The organism is Methylorubrum sp. B1-46, from assembly GCF_021117295.1.
In the GTDB taxonomy this organism is placed as follows: Bacteria; Pseudomonadota; Alphaproteobacteria; order Rhizobiales; family Beijerinckiaceae; genus Methylobacterium.
The window spans coordinates 1960423-1984483 of record NZ_CP088247.1 but is presented as its reverse complement, the minus strand read 5'-3'; the positions used below and the strand labels follow the sequence as shown (position 1 = coordinate 1984483).

The following is a 24061-nucleotide window of genomic DNA, read 5'->3' as shown; positions in this document are numbered from 1 at the left end:
CCGCCATGCAGGCCGCCAACGGCAACGCCGTTCCCACCGACACCACCGACTACGTGACCGTCTTCGTCGGCGAGACGATGTTCGGGCTCACCATCGACCGGGTGCACGACGTGTTCGTGCCCGCGGGCATCACTCCGGTGCCGCTGGCGCCGCGTGAGATCGTCGGCCTTCTGAACCTGCGCGGACGGGTCGTGACCGCGCTCTGCCTGCGCCGCCGCCTCGGCATTCCGGGGCGCGAGTCCGGTGCGGCCGAGATGGCCATCGGCCTGGAGCAGGCCGGCGAGACCTTCGCCCTCATCGTCGACGGCGTCGGCGAGGTTCTGAAGCTCGGCGCCGACACGCAGGAGCCGGTGCCGATCAACCTCGATGCCCGCTGGCGCGACATCTCGCTCGGCGTCCACCGTCTCGACGGACGCCTCCTCGTCATCCTCGACGTCGATGCGCTGCTCGCCTTCGGCGACGCCCGCGAGTCGAAGGTCGCCTGAAGCCCCGAGAGATGCGCCCATGATGACCAGCTCGGCCAACACGTCCACCAAAACGTCGACCGGGGACGCGGCGAAGACGGCCCTGATCGTCGATGACTCGGCGGTGATCCGCAAGGTTGCCCGCCGCATCCTCGAAACCCTCGACTTCACCGTTCGCGACGCGGAGGACGGCGCCACGGCGCTGGCGATGTGCGCGGAGGCGATGCCGACGGTGATCCTGCTCGACTGGAACATGCCGAACATGGACGGCTACGAGGTGCTGCGGCATCTTCGGAAGTCCCCCCTCGGCGACCGGCCGAAGGTGCTGTTCTGCACCACGGAGAACGATCTCGGCGCCATCGCCCGCGCCCTGCACGCGGGCGCCGACGAGTACATCATGAAGCCCTTCGACCGGGACATCATGATCGCCAAGCTCGATCAGGTCGGCTTCGCGATGCGCTCATCCGAGGCCGCCTAAGTGTCTCTCACAAAACGCCCGTCGCGCTGTCCTCGCCAGAGCGAGAACGGTCGGTGACCGGGCGTTTTGTGAGGCACTCTGGACGCCTCGCATATCAGGCCCGGTGCACCGTCCTCGCCGGAGCGAGAACGGTCGCGGATCGGGCGTCTCGTGAGCATTCCAAACCGTTCCGGGATCCTGCCGGCCCCCTCCGACGTCCTCGGACGGGGCCGTGAGGTCCCCGCCCCTTTCTCGCTCCGCGGAAACGAGTCTTCCATGTCGGCAATTCCAGCCGTCGCGCACGCTTCCCCGGCGCGTAGCCCGATCAAGGTGCTCGTCGCCGACGATTCGGCGGTGGTGCGCGGGCTCGTTTCCCGCTGGCTCAGCGAGGCCGGTCACGAGGTGGTCGCCACCGCCCCCAACGGCCGCGCTGCCGTCGACGCGCTCGCCCGCTGCAATCCGGACGTGGTGCTCCTCGACATCGAGATGCCGGAACTCGACGGCATCCAGGCCCTGCCCCTCATCCTTGCCAAGCAGCCGGGGGTGCAGGTCGTGATGATGTCGACGCTGACCCAGCGCAACGCCGACGTCTCGCTGCGCTGCCTCTCGCTCGGCGCGGTCGATTACATCCCCAAGCCCGAGAGCAACCGCGGCGTCACCACCTCCGACGGCTTCCGCAACGACCTGCTCGAACGCATCCGGGTGTTCGGTGCCGCCCGTGCCCGGCGCCGGCCGGCCCCGACCGCGGTGGAGGCCGCCGCATCCCCGTCCGCGGCGCCCGCCGCACCGCCGGTCTCGCGCCTCTCCGGCACGGTGACGCTGCGCCCGAAGCCCCGCACCGTGGCCCCGCCCCGCGTCCTTCTGGTCGGTTCCTCCACCGGCGGCCCGCGGGCGGTTGGCGAGGTTCTGGAGAAGATCGGCGCGACGACGCTCCGGCGCCTGCCGGTTCTGATCGTGCAGCACATGCCGCCGGTCTTCACCGCCGTCTTCGCCGAGCATCTCGGCGCGCGGATCGGCCTGCCGGCGGCCGAGGGCAAGGCCGACGAGCGGATCCAGCCCGGCCGCATCTACGTCGCCCCCGGCGGGCGCCACATGCGGCTGTCGGGCTCGGCGGCGGAGACCGTGATCCGCCTCGACGACGGGCCTCCTGTGAACTTCTGCCGCCCGGCGGTGGACGTGATGTTCCTCGACGCCGCCGCCCTCTACGGCGGAGCGACGCTGAGCGTCATCCTCACCGGCATGGGCTCGGACGGCACGGCCGGCGCCCGCGCGCTGGTCGAGGCCGGCGGCACCTTGCTCGCCCAGGACGAGGCGACCAGCACGGTGTGGGGCATGCCCGGCAGCGTCGCCAAGGCCGGCCTGTGTCACGCCGTCCTGCCGCTCCCCGAGATCGGACCGGCCCTGCGCAGCGCGATCGGGGAGCGGGTCTGATGACCGAAGCGGATTTCGCCTTCCTGCGCGACTACCTGAAGAAGCGATCCGGGCTGAGCCTCGGCGCGGAGAAGCGCTATCTGGTGGAGAGCCGGCTCACTCCGGTCTGCCGCCGCTTCGGGATCAACACGCTGAGCGACCTCGTCGGCACCTTGCGCCTGTCGCGGGAGGGCCCGCTGGAGCGGGCGGTGGTCGAGGCGATGACCACCAACGAGACGTTCTTCTTCCGCGACCGGGCGCCGTTCGACCTGTTCCGCGACGTGCTGTTGCCCAAGGCCATCGCCGCCCGCGGCGCCCAGCGCCGGTTGCGGATCTGGTCGGCGGCGGCCTCCACGGGACAGGAGCCGTACTCGCTGGCGATGATGATCCAGGACGCCGCGGCGCAGCTCGCCGGCTGGCAGATCGAGATCGTCGGCACCGACCTCTCGACGGAGGTGCTGGAGAAGGCGCGCCTCGGCCTCTACAGCCATTTCGAGGTGCAGCGCGGCCTCCCCGTCCAGCTTCTCGTGAAGCACTTCACCCAGGTCGGCGAGCAGTGGCGGATCAGCCCGGCGCTGGCCAACATGGTGAGCTTCAGGCCGCTCAACCTGCTGAGCCCGTTCGAGCATCTCGGCCAGTTCGACATCGTCTACTGCCGCAACGTGCTGATCTACTTCGACGCGCCGACCAAGACCGACGTGCTGGAGCGGATCGCCAAGACGCTCACCCCCGACGGTGCGCTTCTGCTGGGGGCGGCCGAGACCGTGATCGGCCTGACCGAGGCCCTCGTGCCGGATTCCCAGCACCGCGGCCTCTACCGCCAGTCCGCGGCCACCGGGCGCGCGGCGACGCCCCACCGCCTCGCGGCGGGGTTCTGATACGGTCTCCGCTCGATCAGAGCGGGGCGCGGATCAGCAAGCCCGCGCGGCGCTTGAGGAGGCCCCCATCGCGCGGGCGCGATGGGATCCTGCCGAAGCCCAAATCCGCCATCCCGAAGGGATTGAACGGATTTGGTATGAACGCATCGCCTCGCGGCAAGCCGCCGGATCGGTTAGCCTGCCGGCCAAGATGCCATCGGTCATGACGCAATCGATCAGGGCGGACCCCGTGCCGCGGCTTCTCGCCTGCGGGGACACCGCCTTCACCATTGAGTTCGGCGCATCGATCGACGCGGGTCTCAGCGCCCGCGTTCTCGCCCTTGACGCGGCGCTCGCCGCGCGTGCGCTGCCCGGCATCGTGGAGACGGTGCCGACCTACCGCTCGCTGACCGTCCATCTCGATCCGCTGTGCGCCGACCCGGCCGAGCTCGGCCGTGCCGTCCTGGCGCTCGCGGGTGAGCCGCTCGCGGCGGTGCCGAGTTCGCGGCTGTGGCGCATTCCCGTGGTCTATGGCGGTGAGTTCGGGATCGATCTCGAGGCGGTCGCCGCCCATCACGGGCTCGCGCCCGACGCGGTAATCGAGCGACACAGCGCACCCGAGTACCGGGTCGCGATGATCGGCTTCATGCCGGGCTACGCCTATCTCGAAGGGCTCGACCCCGGTCTCGCCCTCACGCGCCGCCCGAGCCCGCGCCCGGTGACGCCGGCCGGCACCATTTCCATCGGCGGCGCTCAGGCGCTGGTGGCGAGCATCGCGGCCCCGAGCGGCTGGCATCTTCTCGGGCGAACCCCCGAAAAGACCTTCGTGCCGGAGCGCGACCCCGTCTTCCTGCTCCGCCCCGGCGACCGGGTCCGCTTCGTCCCGATACCGGCCCGGCGCTGGGACGCGCTCGCTGCCGCAGCGGAGGCCGGTGAGCCGGTGGCCGAACTGTGCGAGGTGTGAGCGCCCGCCTTCACCTCATCCGCCTCACCGGCGCAGCCTCGATCCAGGATGGCGGCCGGCGCGGCTACCTGCGCTTCGGGCTCTCGGCGTCGGGGCCGATGGACCCGCTCGCCCACGCCGCGGCCAACGTCCTCGTCGGCAATCCGCCCGATGCGGCGGCGCTCGAACTCGGCCTCGCCGGGGCGCGCCTGCGGATTGAAGGCGGCGCGGCGCGCCTCGCGCTGGCCGGCGCGCCGAGCGGGCTGCGCCTCGACGGCGAGCCGGTGGCCGGGCACCGCTCCTTCATCCTGCGGGAGGGCTCCGAGCTGACGGTCGAGCGCCCGCGCGAGGGCGTGTTCGCCGCGCTCGCGATCTCCGGTGGATTCACCGTCCGCAGCGTGATGGGAAGCCGCGCCCTGCATCAGCGCGCGGCGCTCGGCGGTCTCGACGGACGCGCCCTGCGCGAGGGCGACCGCCTGCCTCTCACCCCCTCGAATCACGGCGAGGCGGAGATCGGCCTCGACGCGATCGCGCTGGAGCGCGAGGCGCCGATCCGCGTCGTCCTCGGCCCCCAGGACGATCATTTTTCGCGAGCCGGCCTCGCGACCTTCCTCGGCCAGGCCTTCACCGTCTCGAACCGCGCCGACCGGATGGGCTACCAGCTCGACGGTCCGGAGATCGCCCACGGTCCCACCGGCTTCAACATCGTCTCCGACGCCACCGTGGCGGGCTCGGTGCAGGTGCCGGGCTCGGGGCGCCCCATCGTCCTGCTCGCCGACCGCCAGACCACCGGCGGCTATCCGAAGATCGCCACCGTGATCTCCGCCGACCTCCGGCGGATCGCCCAGCGTCGCCCCGGCGAGACCGTTCGGTTCGAGGCGGTCGATCTCGCCACGGCCACCCGCCTCGCCCGCGAACAGGCGGCCCGGATCGCGGCACTCCACGCCCGCGTCAGGCCGGTCGAGAGCGAGGCCGAGCGGCTGATGGCGGCCAACCTTGCGGGCGCGGCGGTGGACGCCCTACGCGCGGAGGATTGATGTTTTCCGCCGGGGGCCGAAGCCTGCCCTGACGCGTTATCGGCCCATGTCGCGCAAACCGAACCGTTCCGAGCCGAACCCGCCCGAGCCGCCCCGCCTCGGCTTCTGCTGCACCTTCATCCCCGATCCGGACCCGGCCCACAAAACCCTGAAGGCCGCCAAAGACGCGGCCAAGCTGATGAATCTCGGCACGGTGACGATGGCGCATCTGGAGCGCCTCGGCCCGGCCGCGCGCTATGAGAAGCTGGAGAGCGTGGTGCGCCATAATCTCGCGGCGCTTGAGCGTCAGATCGCCTGGGTTTCGGCCAGACCGCCCTTGGAGCGTCTCCTGCGCATGGCGAGCTCGGTCCTACCCGGCTACACCCATCCGGTGGCCGCGCCGCTCTACGCGCAGGTTCCGATGCGCACCCTGATCGAGACCGGCCTCGCCCGGATCGGCGAGCAGGCGCGGGCGGGGGATGTGCGGCTCAGCATGCACCCCGGCCCGTTCTGTATCATCGCCTCGCGCAACCCGAACGCGCAGACGAACGGTATCGCCGAACTGGAATATCATGCCGAGGTGATGGCGATGCTGGGCTACGGCTCGGGTTGGCACCCGTTCGGCGCGCACGTGAACATCCACATCGGCGGACGCGAGCCCGGCATCGAAGGTTTCCGCGAGAGCCTGTCGCTGATCTCGGAAACCGCACGCAACCTTCTCACCGTCGAGAACGACGAGTCGCTGTTCGGCCTCGACGCGGTCCTACGGCTCGGCGACCGAGTCCCGGTGGTGCTCGACCTGCACCACCACTGGGTCGAGAGCCGTGGCGAATACATCGAGCCCGGCGATCCCCGCATCCAGGCGGTGATCGCCTCCTGGCGCGGCGTGCGGCCGGTGAGCCACATCAGTGTTTCACGGGAAACACTGCTGCCGGAGCATGACCCGGCCGCGCTGCCGGATTATCCGGCCCTCTCCGACGAGGGTCATTCCTGGCGGGATCTCGCGGCGCATTCCGACCTGATGTGGAACGAGGCGGTCAACGCTCTGGTCGCTCGCCACCTCGCCTGGACCGATTTCGAGATCGAGGCCAAGGGCAAGAACCAAGCGAGCGTGCCGCTGGCCGCACGGATCGGCCGTGACCTCTCGCGCGCCGCGGCATGAGCGGCCCGAGCGCGACTGGGCGGATTTGACCCGGCGGAGCCTGCCCGTCACCATGCTAGCTTCCTCATTCGTGCGCGGGGCGCCTCTGCCCGGCGCCCGTGGGAGCCGCGACCGGACACGATGAGCGAGGCCGAACGGACGATCTCCGCGAGCGATAACCGCCAGGGCGCGGCGCGCCGCCGCCTCGACCAGCTGGTAGCGCGGGCGCGGGCGGCAGGATTGTGGGAGCGGGCTTGGCCGGTGCTCTGGCGCGGCCTCGGCGTCGTCCTCGCCTTTCTGGCTGTCTCGTGGCTCGGGGTGTGGCTCGATCTGTCGCCGCTCTGGCGGATCGTTGGGCTCGGGCTGTTCGCCCTCCTGTTCGTCGCGGCGCTGCTGCCGGCCCTTCGCCTGCGCCCCTTGAGCCGCCGCGAGGCGCTCGCCCGCATCGACCGGGAAGCCACCCGGCAGGGCGGAAGCGCGCACGACCCGGCCTCGTCCATCGAGGACACCCTGGCTGTCGGCCAGAGCGACCCGGTCACCCGCGCCCTGTGGGCCCTGCATCAGTCGCGGGCCGCCGCGGCGGTCGCGCGACTGAAGGCCGGGCGCCCGCGCCCGCATATGCCCGGCCACGATCCCCTGGCGCTCCGCGCCGGCGTTCTCGTCGCGGCGCTCGCCGCCCTGTTCGTTGCCGGCCCGGAATGGCGCGGGCGCGTCGCCGCCGCCTTCGACTGGCGCACGCCGCAGGCCGCCGCGCCGAGCTTCCGTGTCGATGGCTGGATCGACCCGCCGATCTACACCCGCGTGCCGCCGTTGATCGTGACGATGTCGGGCGCAGCCAAGGACGCGGTGCAGCACCTGCGCGCGCCGGTCAATTCCACCTTGATCGTGCGCATCGCCGGCCAGGGCGAGGCGGAGCTGACCCCGAACGCCGCCCTGGTACCGATCCCGAAGGACGAGAAAGCCGCCTCCAGCCGGCCGGCGCCGCAGAGCGGTGCTCAGGCGAGCGAGACCCGCGCCAGCCTGCAGGAGGAACGCTTCCGGCTCACTGGGGGCACCGCCGAGCTCGGCATCGCCGCCTCCGGTTCGGAGCCGCAGCGCCTCGTGATCGAGACCATCCCCGACCGCGCCCCGGAAGTGAGCCGGGTCGGTGAGCTGGAGGTCAACGGCCGCGGCACCTTCAACCTCACTTATCGCGCCAAGGACGATTACGGCATCGCCTCTGCCGAAGGGCTGGTCGAGCCGCTGAAGGCCGGCCGCTCACTCGTGCCCGTGCCCAAGATCGGGCTGGCGCTTCCCACCGACGCCACCGGCGAGACCGAGACCAAGACGCTGGTCGATCTCACCGACAATCCCTGGTCCGGCGCGCGGGTGAAGCTCACCCTCGTGGTCCGCGACGAGGCCGGGCAGGAGGGCCGCACCGAGACCGCCGAGATCGTGCTGCCAGCGCGCCCCTTCACCCAGCCGCTCGCCCGCGCGCTCGCCGAGGAGCGCCGCCGCCTCGTGACCGCGCCCGACGCGGATCGTGCCCGCGTCCAGACCGCTCTTGATGCCCTGCGGATCGCCCCGGAGCGTTTCACGCCGCAGCCCGGCATCTTCCTCGGGCTCACCACCGCCGCCAACCGCCTGCGCGTGGCGAAGTCGGACGAGGATCTCACAAGCGTCGCCGACCTCCTGTGGGAAATGGCCCTCAAGATCGAGGACGGCGACCTCTCGGATGCCGAGAAAACCCTGCGCGCCGCCCAGGACCGCCTCAAGGAGGCGATCGAGCGCAACGCGCCGGACGAGGAGATCAAGAAGCTGACCGAGGATCTGAAACAGGCCCTCGACAAATTCATGAAGGAGTTCGCCCAGCGGGCGAAGCCGCAGAACCGGCAGCAATCGGAGCGTCAGCAACAGCAGCAGAACGGCCAGACCGTCACGCCCGACGATCTCGAGAAGATGATCAAGGACATGCAGGAGGCGATGCAGCGCGGCGACACGGCAGAAGCCCAGCGTCTGCTCGAACAGCTCCGCAACGTGCTCGAAAACCTCCAGAACGCCGAGGGCGGCCAGAAGCCCGATGGCGGCATGGCCGAGATGAACCGGCAGCTCGACGAGCTCGATAAGATGTCCCGCGAGCAGCAGGAGCTGCGCGACGAGACCTACAAGGAAGGCCAGCAGGGCCAGCAGCGCCCCGGCCAGCGCCAGCGGCCGCAGCCGGGCCAGCAGCAGGGGCAACAGGGCCAGCGCGGTCAGCAGGGCGAGGGACAACAGGGGCAGCGGGGCCAGGGGCAACAGGGCCAGCAAGGTCAAGGCCAGCAGGGGCAGGGCGGCGGGCAGCAGGGCCAGAGCATGGGCCAGCGCCAGCAGGGGCTGCGCGAGCAGCTCCAGGATCTCAAGAACCGGATGAAGCAGCAGGGGCTTCAGGGCGAGGAAGGTCTCGCCGATGCCGAGGAGGCGATGCGCGAGGCCGAGGAGGCGCTCGGCCGCGGCCGCAGCGGTGACGCGGTGGACGCCCAGGGCCGCGCCCTCGACGGCTTGAAGCGCGGCGCCGAGGGCATGCAGAAGCAGATGCAGCAGATGGCCGAGGGCGAGGGACAGGGCGAGGGCGAGAAGGACGGGCAGTCGCCGGGCCGGCAGGGCCGCTCGGGCTCCGCCGACGACGATCCCCTCGGCCGCCCGACCCGCGGGCGCGACCTCTCCAACGGCAATGTCAGGGTGCCCAATGCCGACGAATCCGCGGTGCAGCGCGCCCGGCGGATCATGGAGGAGTTGCGGCGCAAGCTCGGCGACCCCTCGCGTCCGCAGGAGGAACTCGATTATTTCGAGCGCCTGCTGCGCCGGAACTGACGCTGTAACGAACCACCCTTCGGACCGTCCTCGCGTGAGCACGGTCCTCACGAGATCACCGACCCATGTCCGCCAACCAGCTCGTCCTTCTCGCCTGCCTCGCCGTGGCCGTGGTGCTCCTCCTCGGCCTCGTCAACATGATGCGGGGCGGCAGCGCCAACCTCTCGCAGAAGCTGATGCGCCTGCGCGTGCTCCTGCAGTTCGTGGCGATCATCGTCATCATGGGCGTGGTGTGGTGGCGGGCGGCCTGAGCGCCGCCCCCTCTCGAGCATCGTCCCGAAAGGCGGCCGCCGGCTTTCGGCACGATGCAATGACAAGAGGAGCGCGTTGCCCCGGATTCCATATCCTGGGCAGCGTTCCGGTCACTCCTTGCCGCGTTCGAAGGTGACGATGCTGCGGGTTTCGCCCCGATCAGCCCAGTTCGGCATGACGCGCCAGGGGGTCAGCACCTGAAGCCGGTCGCCCTCGATCTTGAACATCCGGGTCTGTTTCGTGCCGACCCATTTCGGATCCCAGGCAACGTCGACATCGGCCGTCCAGCTGTCACCGTCGAGGCTGATCTTCCCGGAATAGGAGACGAGGGTGCTCATCAGGGCGGCACGCTGCGCCTCGGTCTCGGCGGGCTTGCGGCCCTCCCCGGTCAGGATGAAGAAGATGCGCTTCTCCGGCGTGACGTAGGCGTAGCCGGTCGGCTGCTTGCCCATCACCGGCAGCTTCTCGCCGTTCTGGCGCACCTCGACCTCGTAGGAGACGAGCTTCCACAGCCCGTTCAGCCGGGTATCGTCCTCGGCCTGGGCCGGCCCCATGCCGGCAGCCAGCACCATCGCACCCACCATGCCCGTCGTCGTCCGCATCGCTTCCTCCAGCTCCGGTCTATCGCCGAGATGAGACCGTTCAGCTCAACGCGAGAGGGTGCCAGCGGATGCACGGGAGCGAAGACTGCACCTTGCGCGATCACCGCCGCGTCGCGGACGCGCATGAGGGCTGAGAAGAGGCACGCTCAGAGTGTGGCGTCCACGCCCCACCGCGGCGGCAAAAGCGGCGGAGCCGGATGAATCCGCGGGCTGTGCCTCAGGCGCCGTGATATTCGAGGCGGGTTGAAACGGACGGATCGACCGCCGATGAAGTCACCTCTTGCCCGGATTCTCGTCGGCGTCCTCGCCGGCACGGCCGTCACGGCCACGCAGGCCGCCGATCTCCGCGCCGCCCGGGCTCCCGCACCGCCGCCCTACTTCGCTCCCGTCCAGCCCTACTCCATCGTGTCCGAGGTTCGCATCGGCGGCTCGGTTCAGGATCCGGGCAGCGCCGAGGGCAAGCTTCCGGGCTTCAGCACCGCGAACGTCAACGGCGAAATCCTGTTCGCCAAGCCGCAGATCACCACCGACCCGTTCTGGCAGGCCTTCGTGCCGCGTCCGACGGTGGGCGGCAGCTACAACACCGGCGGCCGCACCAGCTACGCCTATATCGGCGCGACATGGACCGTGGACCTCTTCCCCGAGACCCTGAACCGGCGCGTCTTCCTCGAAGGCTTCTTCGGCGGCGCAGCGCATAACGGCTATACCGGCCTGAAGGCGAACGCGCCCTACGGCTTCAATGCTTTGGGCTGCAACCCGCTGTTCCGCGAGGCGGCCGCGCTCGGCTTCCGCATCGACGAGCACTGGAGCGTGATGGCCACCGTCGAGCACATGTCGAATGCCGGCCTGTGCGGCGACAACCGCGGCCTGACCAATTTCGGCGGCAAGCTCGGCTACACCTTCTGACCGCCGGCCGCTTTCGCGGCCTGTCGGACTTTTACGGCTTGCAAAGACCCGCCGGGCGCGAAACATCGCCCGGCGGGTCTTTCACTTCGAGAACAGCGGGCCCGCGGGAGGGACGCCTTGGTCAAGCTCAACCGCATCTACACCCGCACCGGCGACCAGGGCACGACCGGGCTGGCCAACGGCGAGCGCCGCTCGAAGGCGGATCTGCGGGTGGAGGCCTACGGCACCGTCGACGAGACCAATGCCTGCATTGGGCTCGCCCGCCTCACCGCCGAACCCGCCCTCGACGCGATGCTGGCGCGCATCCAGAACGACCTGTTCGATCTCGGCGCCGATCTCGCCACCCCGCCGAGCGACAAGCCGCTGGGCTATGAGCCCCTGCGCGTCGTCGCCGCCCAGGTGCAGCGGCTGGAGACGGAGATCGACACGCTCAACGCCAATATCCCGCCGCTGAAATCCTTCGTCCTGCCCGGCGGGTCGGCCACGGCCGCCGCGCTCCACCTCGCCCGCACCGTCTGCCGCCGCGCCGAGCGGCTGGTGGTGGCGCTGTCGGGCATCGAGAGCGAGGCGATCTCGGCGGAAGCCCTGCAATATCTCAACCGGCTCTCGGACTTCCTGTTCGTGGCCTCCCGCGCGGCCAACCGCGACGGCGCCGACGACGTGCTCTGGGTGCCTGGCCAGAACCGGTGAATATCCGTAAGTCACGCCCCCGATAAGGCGCGTTGACAATCGGGAAATCGCCTCGTTACGGTCCCGCCGCCCCGACAATCCCATCAAACGCGGTCAAGCGGGTCCGAGAGCTGTCCGTCAAGTGACGCCGGGACCTCGCAGGAGCGGAGGAAAGCGACAGCCATGAAGGTTCTGGTGCCCGTCAAGCGGGTCGTCGATTACAACGTGAAGATCCGCGTCAAGGCCGACGGGTCGGGCGTGGAACTGGCCAACGTCAAGATGTCGATGAACCCCTTCGACGAGATCGCCGTCGAGGAGGCGATCCGTCTGAAGGAGAAGGGCAAGGTCAGCGAGATCGTCGCCGTCTCGATCGGCCCGCAGCAGGCGCAGGAGACGCTTCGCACCGCGCTCGCCATGGGCGCCGACCGGGCGATCCTCGTGAAGACCGATGTGAATTGCGAGCCGCTCGCCGTCGCCAAGGTGCTGAAGGCCGTGGTGGAAAAGGAGAGCCCGAACCTCGTCATCCTCGGCAAGCAGGCGATCGACGACGATTCGAACCAGACCGGCCAGATGCTCGCGGCGCTGCTGGGTTGGCCGCAGGGCACCTTCGCGTTCAAGCTCGACTTCGGCGATGGAAGCATCGACGTGACGCGCGAGGTCGATGGCGGTCTCCAGACCGTGTCGCTGAAGCTGCCGGCGATCGTCACGACGGACCTGCGCCTCAACGAGCCGCGCTACGCATCGCTGCCCAACATCATGAAGGCGAAGAAGAAGCCGCTGGAAGAGCTGTCCCCGGAAGGCCTCGGGATCGACGTCACGCCGAAGCTGACCGTGCTCAAGGTCGCCGAGCCGCCGGGCCGGCAGGCCGGCGTCAAGGTCGGCTCCGCGGCCGAGCTGGTGCAGAAGCTCAAGGTCGAAGCCGGCGTGCTCTGACGTCTTTTAGGCCGCGTCGCTCCCGATTTCGGTCGAGCGACGCCCCCTCCCCTCTTCGAAAGTTTTGCCGATGACCACGCTCCTCTACGTCGAGCACGCCAACGGACAGATCAAGGACGGTACGCTGAAGGCGCTGACCGCGGCCAAGGAACTGGGCGCGCCCATCCACGCCCTGGTGCTCGGCACTGGCTCCAAGGCGGCGGCCGAGGCCGCGGCCAAGCTCGACGGCGTCGAGAAGGTGCTGAACGCCGAGGACGGCACCTACGACCACGACCTCGCCGAGCCGAGCGCCGCGCTGATCGCCGCAATTGCCGAGCCCTACGATGCGATCGTGGCCGCCGCCACGACCACGGGCAAGAACACCCTGCCGCGGGTGGCCGCGCTCCTCGACGTCGCGCAGATCTCCGACATCATCAAGGTCGTCTCGCCCGACACGTTCGAGCGGCCGATCTACGCCGGCAACGCGATCCAGACCGTGCAGGCCGGTGCCGGCAAGCGCGTCATCACCGTGCGCACCGCCGCCTTCAAGCCGGCCGAAGCGGGCGGTTCCGCTGCCCCGGTCGAATCCGTCTCGGCCGCGACGCCGGACGCACTGGGTGCCGCCTACAAGTCGGAAGAGATCGCCAAGTCCGACCGGCCGGAGCTGGCCTCGGCCAAGTTCATCGTCTCCGGCGGCCGCTCGCTCGGCTCGGCGGAGAAGTTCAAGGAGCTGATCGAGCCGCTGGCCGACGCGCTCGGCGCTGCGGTCGGCGCCTCCCGCGCGGCGGTCGATGCAGGCTACGCCCCGAACGACTGGCAGGTCGGCCAGACCGGCAAGGTGGTGGCACCCGACCTCTACGTGGCGGTGGGCATCTCCGGCGCGATCCAGCACTTGGCCGGCATGAAGGATTCGAAGGTCATCGTCGCCGTCAACAAGGACGAGGATGCGCCGATCTTCCAGGTGGCGGATTACGGACTGGTCGGCGACCTGTTTCAGGTCGTGCCGGACTTGCAGGCCGAGATTGCCAAGGCCAAGGACCGGTAGAAGGATCGGTAACGGACTGCACGGTACGCGTCGAACCAGCCTCGGGACACTCTCCCGCACCTGCGGCTTGAGGCCGGTTTGACGCATTTGTTGCAGTGCCGCATTCTAGGGATGCGGTCGAGAGGACGATGCCGCAGCAGGTAGGACGCGATACGGGTATGGGCATCGAGATCAAGACGGTCGGCATCGTCGGTGCCGGCCAGATGGGGAACGGCATCGCGCATGTCTGCGCGGCCTCCGGCCTCGACGTTCGGCTGCACGACCGGGATCCCGAGCGGATCGCGGCCGGGCTCGGTCTCATCGACGCGAACCTCACGCGTCAGGTCCAGAAGGGCACGCTGAGCGACGAGCAGCGCCGCAGCGCCCTGGCGCGCATCGCGGCGGCGCGCAGCTTCGACGATCTCGGCCCCTGCGACCTCGTCATCGAGGCCGCCACCGAGGACGAGGCGACCAAGCGCAAGATCTTCCAGACGCTCTGTCCCTCGCTCAAGCCCGACGCGCTGGTCGCGACCAACACCTCCTCGATCTCGATTACCCGGCTCGCGGCCGCGACCGACCGGCCGGACCGCTTCATCGGCATCCACTTCATGAACCCGGTGCCGGTGATGCAGCTCGTCGAGTTGATCCGCGGCATCGCCACCGAGGATCCGACCTACGAATCGGCCAAGGCCTTCATCGCCAAGCTCGGCAAGACCTCGACCATGTCGGAGGACTTCCCGGCCTTCATCGTCAACCGCATCCTGCTGCCGATGATCAACGAGGCGATCTACACCCTCTATGAGGGCGTCGGCTCGGTGGAATCAATCGACACCGCGATGCGGCTCGGGGCGAACCATCCGATGGGCCCGCTGCAGCTCGCCGACTTCATCGGCCTCGATACCTGCCTGTCGGTGATGCAGGTGCTCTACGAGGGGCTGGCCGATTCGAAGTACCGGCCCTGCCCGCTCTTGGTGAAATATGTCGAGGCCGGCTGGCTCGGCCGCAAGACCAAGCGCGGCTTCTACGATTACCGCGGCGAGACGCCGGTCCCGACCCGCTGAGGCGGAATGCCCTAAAAACGAAAAGGCCGCCCGAGACAGGGTCTCGGGCGGCCTTTTCGTGATCGGGGATGTGAGGCCTTACTGAGCCGACTTCTGCGACGGCTGCGGATAGGCCGGGTTCTCGGCCGGCACGTTGCCGCTGTTGGAGGACGGAGCCTTGTTGACGGACCCGGTCGTCATCTCGCGGGCCGATTCCTGGCTCTTGCCGGCATGGTCGGCGGGTGACTCGGCCCGGTTCCAGCTCAGGAGGCCGACGGTCGCCACCGCCAGCAGGGCGAGGCTCGCCACCAGCACGTAAAGGACCGGCTTGCCCTTCGCACCCTGGCGGGCATCGGTCTGGTTCTCGATCTGGGCCATGAAACTCCCTCTCTTCCGCCCGGCAAAGGGGCGGCGTCAGCATCGGTTATGCTTGGCCAACGCCGCTCCGGCTTCGAGAGTTCCTGCTGAAACCTGTGGCCTCAGCGCCCGGTGACAAGCAGGATCTTGCCCGTGTGGCTGCTCGTCTCCATCAGCTCATGCGCCTTGCGCGCCTCTTCCAGCGGGAAGGTGGCGTGGACGATCGGCCGGATCTTGCCCGCCTCGACCAGCGGCCAGACATCCCGCTTCAGCCCTTCGGCGATGGCGGCCTTGGCCTCCTTGGCCTGGGCCCGCAGGGTCGCGCCGGTGATCGTCAGGCGCTTGAGCATGATCGGGGTCAAGGTCAGGCTCTCGGCCTTGTAGCCCTGCATGAAGGCGATCTGCACGAAGCGTCCCTCGACGGCGAGCGAAGCGATGTTCTTCTGGAGATAGGCCGCGCCCACCATGTCGAGGATGACATCGACGCCCTTGCCGTCGGTGAGGCGTTTCACCTCCTCGGCGAAATCCGCCTCGCGGTAGTTGATGGCGGCATCCGCCCCCAGCTCCTCGCAGAACCGGCACTTCTCGGCCGAGCCCGCTGTGGTGAGGACGCGGGCGCCGTGCTGCTTGGCGATCTGGATCGCGGTGGTGCCGATGCCGCTCGACCCGCCATGGACGAGGAAGGTCTCGCCCTTCTGCAGCCGCCCGCGCTGGATCACCGTGGAATAGACCGTGAAGACCGTCTCCGGCAGCCCCGCCGCCTCCACCAGCGAGAGCGGCCCCGGCCGCTTCAGCACCTGCCCCGCCTCGGCGACGGCGAACTCGGCATAGCCGCCGCTGATGACGAGGGCGCAGACCTCGTCGCCCACGGAGAGATCCGTCACGCCCTCGCCCAGCGCGGCGATGCGGCCCGCGATCTCAAGGCCGGGAATCTCGGTCGCGCCCTTGGGCGGCGGGTAGCTGCCCTGGCGCTGCATAATGTCGGGCCGGTTGACGCCCGCCGCGACCACCTCGACCAGCACCTGCCCGGCGGCAGGCTTCGGCAGCGGCACGGTCTCGACCGCGATGACCTCCGGTCCGCCCGCGCCGGTGAAGCGGATCTGGCGCATGGTGTCGGGCAGGCTTTTTGTCATGGGGCTTCCTCGGGGTTCACGCGGCGGGTTGATCGCTCGTACGCCCGGCTCAGATGGCGCATGGGACGAGGCGCGTCGAGCCGTGTTACAACTCGGATGCTGAAGGTGACCTCATGACGAAGCTGCTCGAACTAGCCGTCGAAACCGTCCGCCGGCTCCCCGCCGCCGATCAGAACACAATCGCCGAGGCCATGCTCGGCCTCGCACGCGTCGGCGCAGCGGAGGACATCGATCCCGAGCACCTGGAAGATGTACTGGCCGGGCTGGCCGAGATCGAGAGGGGCGAGTTGGCCTCGCCGAAAGAGATCGAAGCCGCCTTCCGCAGTTTCGAGCGATGAAGCTCGAAGTCTCCCGGCGCGCAACCCGGCGCCTGCGCGAGATCGCTGACCACATCCATCGAGAAAACCCTTCAGCCGCCCTCCATGTACAGAAGACGATCCGAGACGCCTTTGCGCTTCTGACGGTGTATCCGGATGCCGGGCGCGTCGTGCGGCCGAAGGTGCGCCGCTTCGTCGTGCCGAGGCTTCCTTACCTGATCTACTACACCGTCGATGAGACGGCCGATGCCGTCATCATCGTCACGATCCGCCATGCGGCCCAAGCCCGGCAAAGCTGAGCGGAAAACTCACCGCGTGCCGTACATCCGGTCGCCGGCATCCCCTAGACCCGGCACGATGTAGCCGTGGTCGTTGAGGTGGCTGTCGATCGCCGCGGTCCAGACCGGCACGTCGGGATGCGCCTCCTGGAAGCGGGCGATGCCCTCGGGGGCGGCGAGCAGGCAGACGAAGCGGAGATCCTTCGCGCCCCGGCTCTTGAGCCGCTCCACCGCCGCGACCGCGGAATTGGCGGTGGCGAGCATGGGGTCGAGCACCAGCACCGTGCGGTCGGCCAGATCCGACGGGCTCTTGAAATAGTACTCCACTGCCTGGAGCGTGTCGGGATCGCGGTAGAGCCCGACATGGGCGACGCGAGCCGAGGGCATCAGCGAGAGCATACCGTCGAGGAAGCCGACGCCGGCGCGCAGGATCGGAGCCAGCACCAGCTTCTTGCCGGCGATCCGGCGTCCCTCCATCGCCTGAATCGGCGTCTGGATGGTGACCGGTTCGAGCGGCAGATCGCGGGTCACCTCGTAGGCCAGCAGCATGCCGATCTCGTTGAGGAGTTCGCGGAATCCCTTGGTCGAGCGCTCGCCGTCGCGCATCATCGTCAGCTTGTGCTGGACGAGGGGGTGATCGACCACCGTCACCCGCGCCGCGCCACCGCTCTCCGCCTGCATCGAACCCGTCTCCATGGCTGTCGCGATCGGAGAGCACGATGCCACGGGGAGCGGCGGAAACCGAGACGCGCGCGGCGTTTTCTGGAGCATCGTCTTCTTCCGAAAGCCGGTGACCACCTTTCGGGACCCTACACCTAAGGCCGGCGGCTCAGTCGAGGATCGGCGGTGACTTCAGCACCAGCACCGCCCGCTCGGGCAGATCGACGGTGCCGCCGGCCCGCACCGGCGGACGGGTGCCGTCGGGAACCGCACCGGTGGCGAGGGTGGTGTCGAAGACCGGGCGCCAGGGGCCGCCCAGCTCCGGCGGCAGGGCGAAGGGGCAGGGCTCCGGCGCCGCGTTCATGAGGATAAGGACGCGTTCCGAACCCTCGATGTCGTTGCTCATCTGCATGCCGAAGGCGCGGCGCTCACCGTCGCCCCAGGCGGCTTCATCCATCTCGGTCCCGTCCGGGGAGAGCCAGTGGACGTCCTTCAGGTCGGTCTCGCCGACGCGGCTGCCGAGAAGGAAGTGGCGACGCCGCAAGGAGCGGCAGGCCCGGCGCAGGGCCGCGAGGTTGCCGACGAATTCGCTCAGCGTCGGATCGGGATCGGCCTCCCAATCCATCCAGCTCACGGCGTTGTCCTGGCAATAGGCGTTGTTGTTGCCGGACTGCGTGCGCGAGCGCTCGTCACCCATCAGCAGCATCGGCACGCCTTGCGCGAAGAACACGCAGGCCAGCATGTTGCGCTTCTGCCGGGCGCGTAACGCCAGGATGCGGGAATCGTCGGTCGGGCCCTCGATCCCGTAATTGGCCGAGAGATTGTGGCCGTGGCCGTCGCGGTTCTCCTCGCCGTTGGCGTCGTTGTGCTTCTCCGCGTAGGCGACGACGTCAGCCAGCGTGTAGCCGTCATGCGAGGCGACGAAGTTGATGCTGGCCAAGGGCGAGCGGCCGGACGGCAGGAAGATTTCGCGCGAGCCCGAGAGCCCCTGGGTCAGCTTGGCCAGCGTGCCGGCATCCCCCCGCCAGAAGCCGCGCAGATTGTCGCGGAACTGGTCGTTCCACTCACTCCAGCCATAAGGATAGCCGCCGAGCTGGTAGCCGCCCCCGCCGATGTCCCAGGGCTCGGCGATGAGCTTGACCCGCGAGAGCACAGGATCCTGCTGCACCGCCTGGAAGAAGGCGGCCTGCGGGGAGAAGTCAGCGGGCGTGCGGCCGAGGCTGGTGGCGAGGTCGAAGCGGAAGCCCGCGACACCGTAGGCGGTCACCCAGTGGCGCAGGCTATCGAGCACCATCCGCATCACCCGCGGATGGGCGACGTTGAGGGTGTTGCCGCAGCCGGTGCAGTCGATGTTGCGGCGCCGGTTCTCGGGATCGAGCTTGTAGTAGCTCGCATTGTCGATGCCGCGGAAGGCGAGCGTCGGCCCGAGATGGTCGCCTTCCGCCGTGTGGTTGTAGACCACGTCGATCAGGGTCTCGATGCCGGCCGAGGCGAGTTCGCGGATGGCGAAGCGCAGACCGCTCGCGCCGCCCTCGCCGAGATAGCGCGGCTCGGGGGCGAAGTAGTTGTAGGGCTGGTAGCCCCAGAAATTGACGAGCCCCTTGTCGACGAGGAAACGGTCGTCGGCAAACGCCTGGATCGGCAGGAGTTCGAGGGCGGTGACGCCGAGCTTCAACAGGTGCTCGATGATCGCCGGATGGGCGAGCCCGAGATAAGTGCCCCGCTCGGCCTCCGAGAGCGCCGGATGCGTCCGGGTCAGTGCCTTGACGTGGGCCTCGTAGATCACCGTCTCGTGGAGCGGGCGCGGCGCCGGCAGGGCGACGGCATCGGGTGTCTCGGGCCGGGTGACGACGCCGCGAGGCAGGAAAGGGGCGCTGTCGCGCCGGTCGATCTGATCCTCGCGGGCACCGCCGCGGCGGTGGCTGTAGAGCGCGTCGTGCCAACGGATGCGGCCGGCGATCTCGCGGGCATAGGGATCGAGGACGAGCTTGGCCGGGTTGAAGCGATGCCCCGCCGCTGGGTCCCAGGGGCCGAACACCCGGTAGGCGTATTGCTGGCCCGGCAGCAAACCGTGCAGATAGCCGTGGAAGACGTCGTCGGTCCGGCAGGGCAAGCGGATCGTGCGCGATTCGTGCCTGGCGCCCGGCTCGAACAGGCAGAGATCGACCCGCGTCGCGTTCTGCGAGAAGAGGGCGAAGTTGACACCGCGGCCGTCGAAATGCGCGCCGAGCGGCGTCGGCAGGCCCTCCTCGATGACGATCATCCCAGTCCTTCGTGAAGCGGGGCCCGTCGATTCAGGGTCCCGTCAAAGCGCATGCTCCCGCCTGCGGCCCCTCAGGATGAGGCCGCGGGCGGGAGCATGCCTCGATCGATTCTGAAAAACTCAACCGGCTCGGACAATCAACCGCTTCGCCATTCGGGCAAAACTACTCCGCCGCTGCGGCCGTCGTGCTCGGCGGCTCGCGCTCGACAGTGCGGAAGGTTTCCAGCTCCACCATGAAGTTGCGTGCCCACCAATCGACATCCTCGCGCAGCATGCGCTCGGCCATCGGCTTCCAGCGTTCCAGGCGCTCGCCGCGGGGCATGTAGAGCGCCTGCCGGATCGCCTCGGCGACCTCGAAGCGGTCGTAGGGGTTCACGAGCAGCGCCTCGGGCAATTGCCGGGCGGCACCCGCGAACTTGGACAGCACGAGGACGCCGGGGTCCTCCTCGCTCTGGGCGACGACGTATTCTTTGGCGACCAGATTCATGCCGTCGCGCATCGGCGTGACGAGGCCGACGCGGGCAGCGCGGTAGAGGCCGGCGAGCACGGGCCGCGGATAGGCCTTGGTGACGTACTGGATCGGCGTCCAGGCCGGCTCGCCGAGCATGCCGTTGATGTCGCCGACCTTCTCGTTCACCTCGCGGGCGAGCTGCTCGTATTCTGGCACCTCGCTGCGGGATTTCGGGGTGATCTGGATGTAGACGACGTTGCCGCGCTGATCGGGATTCGAGGCGAAGAAGCGATCCACCGCCTCCATCCGCTCAGGGACGCCCTTCGAATAGTCGAGCCGGTCGACACCGATGAGCAGCTTGCGGGTGCGCAGACCGGCCATGGTCTCGCGCACGACCTTGTTGGAGCCGGCCTTGTCGGCAGCTTCCTTGAAGCCCGCCACGTCGATGCCGATGGGGAAGGAGCGGATCCGGGTGCGGCGGCCGTCCACCATCATCGAGCCGCCGCCGAGCGGAATCGCCCGCATCGTGTCGATGAAGTTGCGCGAGAGGTTCTGCACGTCCGAATCGGTCTGCAGACCGATCAGGTCGTAATCGGCCATGGCGCGCAGCAATTCGCTGCTGGCCGGCAGAGTGTTGAACACGTCGGCCGCCGGCCACGGGATGTGGTGGAAGTAGCCGATCGGGTTGGCGATGCCCTGGCCGCGCAGCTCGGAGGCCAGCGGCAGCAGGTGGTAATCGTGCACCCAGATCAGGTCGTCGGGCTCGACCAGTTTGGCGAGCGCTTGGGCAAAGGTCTGGTTGACGCGCTGGTAGCCGGCATAATCCGAGCGGGAGAAGGTCCCCAGCCCGATCCGGTAATGCATGATCGGCCAGAGCGCCCGGTTGGCGAAGCCGGCATAGTACTCGCGGTGGTCCTGCGGCGAGAGATCAAGCACGGCGTACTGGATCGGCCCGCGGTCGATCAGCTCCGGCTCGGTGCTCGGATTGTCGCAGATGTTTCCGCTCCAGCCGAACCACAGCCCCTCGTAGGAGGAAAACGCCTCCTTGACTGCGACGGCGAGCCCCCCTGCGGAGACCGCATCCTTGCCCTCGGCGGGCACGGCGACACGGTTGGAGACGATGATCAGACGTGCCACGAACCCGGCTCCGGTCCTCGCTGGAGCCGGCACGCGGGGCGCGCCGGCCAAAGGGTCTTGAGGGTCTTGCGTCTGGGGGAAAACGCGCGGAAGCCTGGCGCGATCCGTCGGACGGCAGCCAAGCGCATCGCCACCGGCGGGTCAAGCAGGCGGCCTGACGATGTCACCGCTGTTCCATCTCGCATCCGCCCGCCCGGCCCCCGTGCACGCCCGCGTTCTCGGCAGTGCAGCAGAGCGGTGACCACCATGCAAGGGCTAAGCTGAACGGGCGCTGACATCCAGCCCCGGAGCAGAACCCGCCCACGGCGTACGATCGATGGAAACGTCGACATGGGAGTGGCGGTGCTTCCTCGCATTTTCTCATTACGCCCGAGCCCTCTCCATCCGGCGCAACGCCGCGCGGAAGGGGCTCTGAAAGCGGAACCCCACGAGGCGGCAAACGGTTCTCCGGCCGAGTTCATCACAGATCGAAGCGCAATCCGCGCCGATCAGAGAGTCCAGCCGGAGACACGCCCATGACATCGTCCGCGTCCCCAGATCCCGTCGGCGGCCCCAAGCCGGCCGAGACCAAGGCCGATTTGGAGGATCTGCGCCACGACGTGGAGGACACTGCCAGCCTCGCGGCCGAGCGCAGCAAGGGACTCGCCGCGGCCGCCCGCCAGCAGGCGCTCGCCTATGTCGACGACCGCAAGGGCGAGGCCGCCCGCTCCGTTTCGGACCTTGCCAAGTCCCTGCGCGATTCCGGGAAGACCTTCGATGACCGCCCCAACATCCGCGCCTTCTTCGACAGCGCGGCTGAGGGCCTCGACGATCTCGCCGGCTCGATCGAGCGGCGCAGCCTCGACGATTTCTACCGCGAGGCCGAAGCCTATGCCCGCCGCTCCCCGGTGACCGTCGCAGTGGGCGCCTTCGCGGCAGGCTTCCTGCTGTCGCGCTTCGTCAAGGCGTCGGGCGAGGCGGAGACGGATCGTGCCCATGGCCGCGCCCATGGCCGCGCCCGTGACCGCGCCTTCGACGGCTACCGGGCCTGAGGGGCGGGAACCATGGCAAGCCCCCATAATCCCTCCTCCTCACCCCCTCCGCCCCCCTCGTCGATCCAGTCCCTCGTCGCGGACGCCCTGCGCGAGGCGAGCGAGCTTGCCAGCAAGGAGATCGCCCTCTTCCGCACGGAGATGACGAACAACGTCCGCTCGTTGTTCGTCGGCCTGGCGATGATGGTGGTCGCCGCCGTGTTCGCGGTGACGGCGATGCTGGTGCTGATCGGCGCTCTGGTGAAGTACGTCGCGACGCTGGTGGGCTCCGAATGGCTCGCGGCGCTGCTGGTCGGCGGCGGCCTGCTGCTCGTGGCGGTGGTGCTCGGTATCATCGGCGCCCGGTCGATGTCGCTGTCGAATCTCGCGCCGACTCGGACCACGCGGCAGGTCCGGCAGGATGCCCGCGCACTGACGGAAAGGGTTTCGGGATGAGCGAATCGATCTCGGACCTGGAGAAGGACATCGAGCAGAGCCGCGCCCGGCTCGACGAGACGATCGACCGGATCCAGGGGCGCCTCAACGCATCGAGCCTCGTCGACGAGATGCTCGGTTCGGCTCGGCAGACACCCTATAGCGGTTTCTACGACGACGCCCTGCTGGCGGTGCGGCGCAACCCCTTGCCGGTGCTGCTGATCGCGGCGGGTGTCGGCCTGCTGCTCAACAGCATGCGGACGGTTCGCCGCCCGAACTCACGTGCGCTGGTACCGGTCGATTCCAAACCGGTGACGGTGACTGGCGCCGACCGCACCTACGATCCCGACGCCCCCGGCGGACGCCCTCCCCACGATCTGCCGCCCGAGCGTCAGGTCTGATCCCTTACGGGCCGCGCGCGAATCCCCGCGCCGACGGCCGCACACAACGGAGCCCATCATGAGCCAAGGCCCCAACCATCAAGGCCCCATCACCACACCGCCCGTCGGCGCGCCGGTAGAGACCCTGCCGGAGAACATCGCCGCCCGCTCCGGCATGCCCCGCGAGGCCGGCGTCGATCACAGCCTGCACGACATCGCCGACCGGGCGACTGCGCAGGGTCGCGACGCCAATGCCCGCCTCCAGGCCGGCCTGGAGGACACGACCGAACAGGCGCGGGAAGGCGCGCGCAACCTGCGTGATCAGGCGGCAGACCGCGCCTCAGAGGTCAAGAACCGGGTGAGCGAGGCGGCCGATTCCGCCCGCAGCCAAGCCGGTGACACGGTCCGCGCGGTCCGCGAGCGGGCGAGCGAAACCTACGAGGATGCCCGTTCCTGGGCGGAGGATCGCTACGAGACGCAACGTCGGCGCGCGGCCGACCTCGCCGATCGCGGCACCCGCCGCCTGCACGAGGGCCGCACCGCGACCGAGCAGTTCGTCTCCGAGAACCCGCTCCTCGTCGGCGTGGTCGGTCTTGCCGCCGGCCTGCTGCTCGGCGCGCTCCTGCCGCGCACCCGCCAGGAAGACCGGGCGCTCGGCCCCTATGCCGACGACCTGCGCGACCAGGGCATCCGCTACGCTCGCGACCTGACCCATCGCGGCCGCGCCTTCGTCGAGACGGCGCTCGACCCCGAAAACCTCGACGCGGCGGTCAAGCGGGCGAGCGCGGAAGGGGGCCCGCAGGGCGGGCCGGCGACGGGTCAAGCGACCGGCACACGGCCGGATTTCGACCCGGCCGAGCGGACGGCCCACCGTCTGTAAGGGATCTCACCGGATCTTTCCCTCTCCCCGCAAGCGGGGAGAGGTCGGCCTGCCCCTGGTCGTGCAGGCCGGAAGCGGAGGCGAAGCCGGAGCGAAGGTGACGGGGCGGCTCAGGAAGAGCCTTCTTCGGCCAAGCTCCCTCACCTTCGGCTGCCGCCGCGCTTTGCCGACGACAAGGTCGGCAAAGCCCTTTCCCCGCAAGCGGGGCAAGGGGATTGGCTCAGACGGACTGAGCTTT

Annotated in this window: 26 protein-coding genes; 20 read left to right on the top strand and 6 right to left on the bottom strand. The window is 69.2% G+C overall.

Translation table 11 applies throughout. The features are described from left to right. Positions 1–5 precede the first annotated feature (5 nt). The 9 genes from LPC10_RS09265 (at position 6) to LPC10_RS09225 (ending at position 9368) form a co-directional block, all read left to right on the top strand. Positions 6–485, top strand: coding sequence for a chemotaxis protein CheW (locus LPC10_RS09265; RefSeq protein ID WP_108939769.1), 480 nt, complete (start codon positions 6–8; stop codon positions 483–485). A 19-nt stretch (positions 486–504) separates the two neighbouring features. Beyond that, entirely contained in the window at positions 505–942 is a 438-nt protein-coding gene (locus LPC10_RS09260; RefSeq protein WP_370644688.1) for a PleD family two-component system response regulator, read from the top strand. 255 nt (positions 943–1197) lie between these two features. Next, on the top strand, positions 1198–2352 hold the full coding sequence (locus tag LPC10_RS09255; protein WP_231346422.1) for a chemotaxis response regulator protein-glutamate methylesterase: 1155 nt from the start codon (positions 1198–1200) through the stop codon (positions 2350–2352). After that, complete coding sequence (locus LPC10_RS09250) at positions 2352–3209, top strand: protein-glutamate O-methyltransferase CheR (protein ID WP_231346421.1); 858 nt, start codon at positions 2352–2354, stop codon at positions 3207–3209. Before LPC10_RS09255 ends, LPC10_RS09250 begins: the two co-directional genes overlap by 1 nt. Before the next feature lie 202 nt (positions 3210–3411). Beyond that, positions 3412–4152, top strand: a complete 741-nt coding sequence (pxpB, locus tag LPC10_RS09245; protein WP_231346420.1) for a 5-oxoprolinase subunit PxpB — start codon at positions 3412–3414, stop codon at positions 4150–4152. Further along, the gene (locus LPC10_RS09240; protein ID WP_231346419.1) at positions 4149–5168 is read left to right on the top strand and encodes a biotin-dependent carboxyltransferase family protein; all 1020 of its coding nucleotides are present in this window, start codon (positions 4149–4151) and stop codon (positions 5166–5168) included. The genes pxpB and LPC10_RS09240 overlap by 4 nt, the downstream gene beginning before the upstream one ends. Positions 5169–5214: 46 nt before the next feature. Next, positions 5215–6309, top strand: coding sequence for a UV damage endonuclease UvsE (locus LPC10_RS09235; RefSeq protein WP_231346418.1), 1095 nt, complete (start codon positions 5215–5217; stop codon positions 6307–6309). Positions 6310–6429: 120 nt separating this feature from the next. Beyond that, positions 6430–9117, top strand: a complete 2688-nt coding sequence (locus tag LPC10_RS09230; protein WP_231346417.1) for a TIGR02302 family protein — start codon at positions 6430–6432, stop codon at positions 9115–9117. 65 nt (positions 9118–9182) lie between these two features. After that, on the top strand, positions 9183–9368 hold the full coding sequence (locus LPC10_RS09225) for a twin transmembrane helix small protein (protein WP_017485169.1): 186 nt from the start codon (positions 9183–9185) through the stop codon (positions 9366–9368). Between the two features lie 111 nt (positions 9369–9479). Here the strand turns inward: LPC10_RS09225 and LPC10_RS09220 are convergent, their stop codons facing one another. Then, positions 9480–9971 carry a lipocalin-like domain-containing protein gene (locus LPC10_RS09220; RefSeq protein WP_231346416.1) on the bottom strand — a complete coding sequence of 164 codons (492 nt, stop codon included), beginning with the start codon at positions 9969–9971 and terminating at the stop codon, positions 9480–9482. A gap of 267 nt (positions 9972–10238) precedes the next feature. Here LPC10_RS09220 and LPC10_RS09215 point away from each other — a divergent pair, with 267 nt between their 5' ends. From LPC10_RS09215 to LPC10_RS09195, 5 genes are all read left to right on the top strand, one after another. Continuing rightward, a complete protein-coding gene (locus tag LPC10_RS09215) occupies positions 10239–10877 on the top strand; it encodes an acyloxyacyl hydrolase (RefSeq protein WP_231346415.1) in 639 nt (212 codons plus the stop codon). A 117-nt stretch (positions 10878–10994) separates the two neighbouring features. After that, the gene (locus tag LPC10_RS09210) at positions 10995–11567 is read left to right on the top strand and encodes a cob(I)yrinic acid a,c-diamide adenosyltransferase (protein WP_231346414.1); all 573 of its coding nucleotides are present in this window, start codon (positions 10995–10997) and stop codon (positions 11565–11567) included. Positions 11568–11729: 162 nt separating this feature from the next. Further along, positions 11730–12479 carry an electron transfer flavoprotein subunit beta/FixA family protein gene (locus LPC10_RS09205; RefSeq protein WP_231346413.1) on the top strand — a complete coding sequence of 250 codons (750 nt, stop codon included), beginning with the start codon at positions 11730–11732 and terminating at the stop codon, positions 12477–12479. 70 nt (positions 12480–12549) lie between these two features. Continuing rightward, the gene (locus tag LPC10_RS09200; protein WP_231346412.1) at positions 12550–13503 is read left to right on the top strand and encodes an electron transfer flavoprotein subunit alpha/FixB family protein; all 954 of its coding nucleotides are present in this window, start codon (positions 12550–12552) and stop codon (positions 13501–13503) included. 158 nt (positions 13504–13661) lie between these two features. Continuing rightward, the gene (locus LPC10_RS09195; RefSeq protein WP_108939758.1) at positions 13662–14543 is read left to right on the top strand and encodes a 3-hydroxybutyryl-CoA dehydrogenase; all 882 of its coding nucleotides are present in this window, start codon (positions 13662–13664) and stop codon (positions 14541–14543) included. A 78-nt stretch (positions 14544–14621) separates the two neighbouring features. On the opposite strand, the gene LPC10_RS09190 is transcribed toward LPC10_RS09195, so the two are convergent. Continuing rightward, entirely contained in the window at positions 14622–14900 is a 279-nt protein-coding gene (locus tag LPC10_RS09190; RefSeq protein WP_108939757.1) for a hypothetical protein, read from the bottom strand. A 101-nt stretch (positions 14901–15001) separates the two neighbouring features. After that, a complete protein-coding gene (locus LPC10_RS09185) occupies positions 15002–16012 on the bottom strand; it encodes an NAD(P)H-quinone oxidoreductase (protein WP_231346411.1) in 1011 nt (336 codons plus the stop codon). Positions 16013–16125: 113 nt separating this feature from the next. Here LPC10_RS09185 and LPC10_RS09180 point away from each other — a divergent pair, with 113 nt between their 5' ends. After that, the gene (locus LPC10_RS09180) at positions 16126–16350 is read left to right on the top strand and encodes a hypothetical protein (protein WP_231346410.1); all 225 of its coding nucleotides are present in this window, start codon (positions 16126–16128) and stop codon (positions 16348–16350) included. Then, positions 16347–16628 (top strand): type II toxin-antitoxin system RelE/ParE family toxin, encoded by a 282-nt coding sequence (locus LPC10_RS09175; protein WP_231346409.1) that lies wholly within the window; start codon positions 16347–16349, stop codon positions 16626–16628. The genes LPC10_RS09180 and LPC10_RS09175 overlap by 4 nt, the downstream gene beginning before the upstream one ends. 9 nt (positions 16629–16637) lie before the next feature. Here LPC10_RS09175 and upp read toward each other — a convergent pair whose 3' ends face one another. From upp to LPC10_RS09160, 3 genes are all read right to left on the bottom strand, one after another. Next, positions 16638–17288, bottom strand: a complete 651-nt coding sequence (gene upp / locus LPC10_RS09170) for a uracil phosphoribosyltransferase (protein ID WP_133088112.1) — start codon at positions 17286–17288, stop codon at positions 16638–16640. Positions 17289–17436: 148 nt separating this feature from the next. Next, a complete protein-coding gene (gene glgX / locus LPC10_RS09165; protein WP_231346408.1) occupies positions 17437–19530 on the bottom strand; it encodes a glycogen debranching protein GlgX in 2094 nt (697 codons plus the stop codon). 163 nt (positions 19531–19693) lie between these two features. Further along, the gene (locus tag LPC10_RS09160) at positions 19694–21118 is read right to left on the bottom strand and encodes a trehalose-6-phosphate synthase (RefSeq protein ID WP_231346407.1); all 1425 of its coding nucleotides are present in this window, start codon (positions 21116–21118) and stop codon (positions 19694–19696) included. 515 nt (positions 21119–21633) lie between these two features. Between LPC10_RS09160 and LPC10_RS09155 the strand changes: the two genes are divergently transcribed. From LPC10_RS09155 to LPC10_RS09140, 4 genes are read left to right on the top strand one after another with little or no spacing between them, the layout of a single operon-like run. Next, entirely contained in the window at positions 21634–22149 is a 516-nt protein-coding gene (locus LPC10_RS09155; RefSeq protein ID WP_231346406.1) for a hypothetical protein, read from the top strand. A 12-nt stretch (positions 22150–22161) separates the two neighbouring features. Next, on the top strand, positions 22162–22584 hold the full coding sequence (locus tag LPC10_RS09150; protein ID WP_231346405.1) for a phage holin family protein: 423 nt from the start codon (positions 22162–22164) through the stop codon (positions 22582–22584). Beyond that, on the top strand, positions 22581–22964 hold the full coding sequence (locus LPC10_RS09145) for a DUF3618 domain-containing protein (protein WP_231346404.1): 384 nt from the start codon (positions 22581–22583) through the stop codon (positions 22962–22964). The genes LPC10_RS09150 and LPC10_RS09145 overlap by 4 nt, the downstream gene beginning before the upstream one ends. Before the next feature lie 58 nt (positions 22965–23022). After that, positions 23023–23823, top strand: coding sequence for an apolipoprotein A1/A4/E family protein (locus LPC10_RS09140; RefSeq protein ID WP_231346403.1), 801 nt, complete (start codon positions 23023–23025; stop codon positions 23821–23823). Positions 23824–24061: the final 238 nt, after the last annotated feature.

What these genes read in the sequence shown, in the direction of transcription:
- LPC10_RS09225 (WP_017485169.1), top strand. Translation starts at nt 9,183, where the DNA reads ATGTCCGCCAACCAGCTCGTCCTTCTCGCCTGCCTCGCCGTGGCCGTG.
- LPC10_RS09185 (WP_231346411.1), bottom strand. Translation starts at nt 16,012, where the DNA reads ATGACAAAAAGCCTGCCCGACACCATGCGCCAGATCCGCTTCACCGGC.
- LPC10_RS09260 (WP_370644688.1), top strand. Translation starts at nt 505, where the DNA reads ATGATGACCAGCTCGGCCAACACGTCCACCAAAACGTCGACCGGGGAC.
- LPC10_RS09220 (WP_231346416.1), bottom strand. Translation starts at nt 9,971, where the DNA reads ATGCGGACGACGACGGGCATGGTGGGTGCGATGGTGCTGGCTGCCGGC.
- pxpB (WP_231346420.1), top strand. Translation starts at nt 3,412, where the DNA reads ATGACGCAATCGATCAGGGCGGACCCCGTGCCGCGGCTTCTCGCCTGC.
- LPC10_RS09150 (WP_231346405.1), top strand. Translation starts at nt 22,162, where the DNA reads ATGGCAAGCCCCCATAATCCCTCCTCCTCACCCCCTCCGCCCCCCTCG.
- LPC10_RS09175 (WP_231346409.1), top strand. Translation starts at nt 16,347, where the DNA reads ATGAAGCTCGAAGTCTCCCGGCGCGCAACCCGGCGCCTGCGCGAGATC.
- glgX (WP_231346408.1), bottom strand. Translation starts at nt 19,530, where the DNA reads ATGATCGTCATCGAGGAGGGCCTGCCGACGCCGCTCGGCGCGCATTTC.
- LPC10_RS09215 (WP_231346415.1), top strand. Translation starts at nt 10,239, where the DNA reads ATGAAGTCACCTCTTGCCCGGATTCTCGTCGGCGTCCTCGCCGGCACG.
- LPC10_RS09235 (WP_231346418.1), top strand. Translation starts at nt 5,215, where the DNA reads ATGTCGCGCAAACCGAACCGTTCCGAGCCGAACCCGCCCGAGCCGCCC.
- LPC10_RS09230 (WP_231346417.1), top strand. Translation starts at nt 6,430, where the DNA reads ATGAGCGAGGCCGAACGGACGATCTCCGCGAGCGATAACCGCCAGGGC.
- LPC10_RS09180 (WP_231346410.1), top strand. Translation starts at nt 16,126, where the DNA reads ATGACGAAGCTGCTCGAACTAGCCGTCGAAACCGTCCGCCGGCTCCCC.
- upp (WP_133088112.1), bottom strand. Translation starts at nt 17,288, where the DNA reads ATGCAGGCGGAGAGCGGTGGCGCGGCGCGGGTGACGGTGGTCGATCAC.
- LPC10_RS09265 (WP_108939769.1), top strand. Translation starts at nt 6, where the DNA reads ATGCAGGCCGCCAACGGCAACGCCGTTCCCACCGACACCACCGACTAC.
- LPC10_RS09255 (WP_231346422.1), top strand. Translation starts at nt 1,198, where the DNA reads ATGTCGGCAATTCCAGCCGTCGCGCACGCTTCCCCGGCGCGTAGCCCG.
- LPC10_RS09250 (WP_231346421.1), top strand. Translation starts at nt 2,352, where the DNA reads ATGACCGAAGCGGATTTCGCCTTCCTGCGCGACTACCTGAAGAAGCGA.
- LPC10_RS09155 (WP_231346406.1), top strand. Translation starts at nt 21,634, where the DNA reads ATGACATCGTCCGCGTCCCCAGATCCCGTCGGCGGCCCCAAGCCGGCC.
- LPC10_RS09205 (WP_231346413.1), top strand. Translation starts at nt 11,730, where the DNA reads ATGAAGGTTCTGGTGCCCGTCAAGCGGGTCGTCGATTACAACGTGAAG.
- LPC10_RS09200 (WP_231346412.1), top strand. Translation starts at nt 12,550, where the DNA reads ATGACCACGCTCCTCTACGTCGAGCACGCCAACGGACAGATCAAGGAC.
- LPC10_RS09190 (WP_108939757.1), bottom strand. Translation starts at nt 14,900, where the DNA reads ATGGCCCAGATCGAGAACCAGACCGATGCCCGCCAGGGTGCGAAGGGC.
- LPC10_RS09145 (WP_231346404.1), top strand. Translation starts at nt 22,581, where the DNA reads ATGAGCGAATCGATCTCGGACCTGGAGAAGGACATCGAGCAGAGCCGC.
- LPC10_RS09195 (WP_108939758.1), top strand. Translation starts at nt 13,662, where the DNA reads ATGGGCATCGAGATCAAGACGGTCGGCATCGTCGGTGCCGGCCAGATG.
- LPC10_RS09140 (WP_231346403.1), top strand. Translation starts at nt 23,023, where the DNA reads ATGAGCCAAGGCCCCAACCATCAAGGCCCCATCACCACACCGCCCGTC.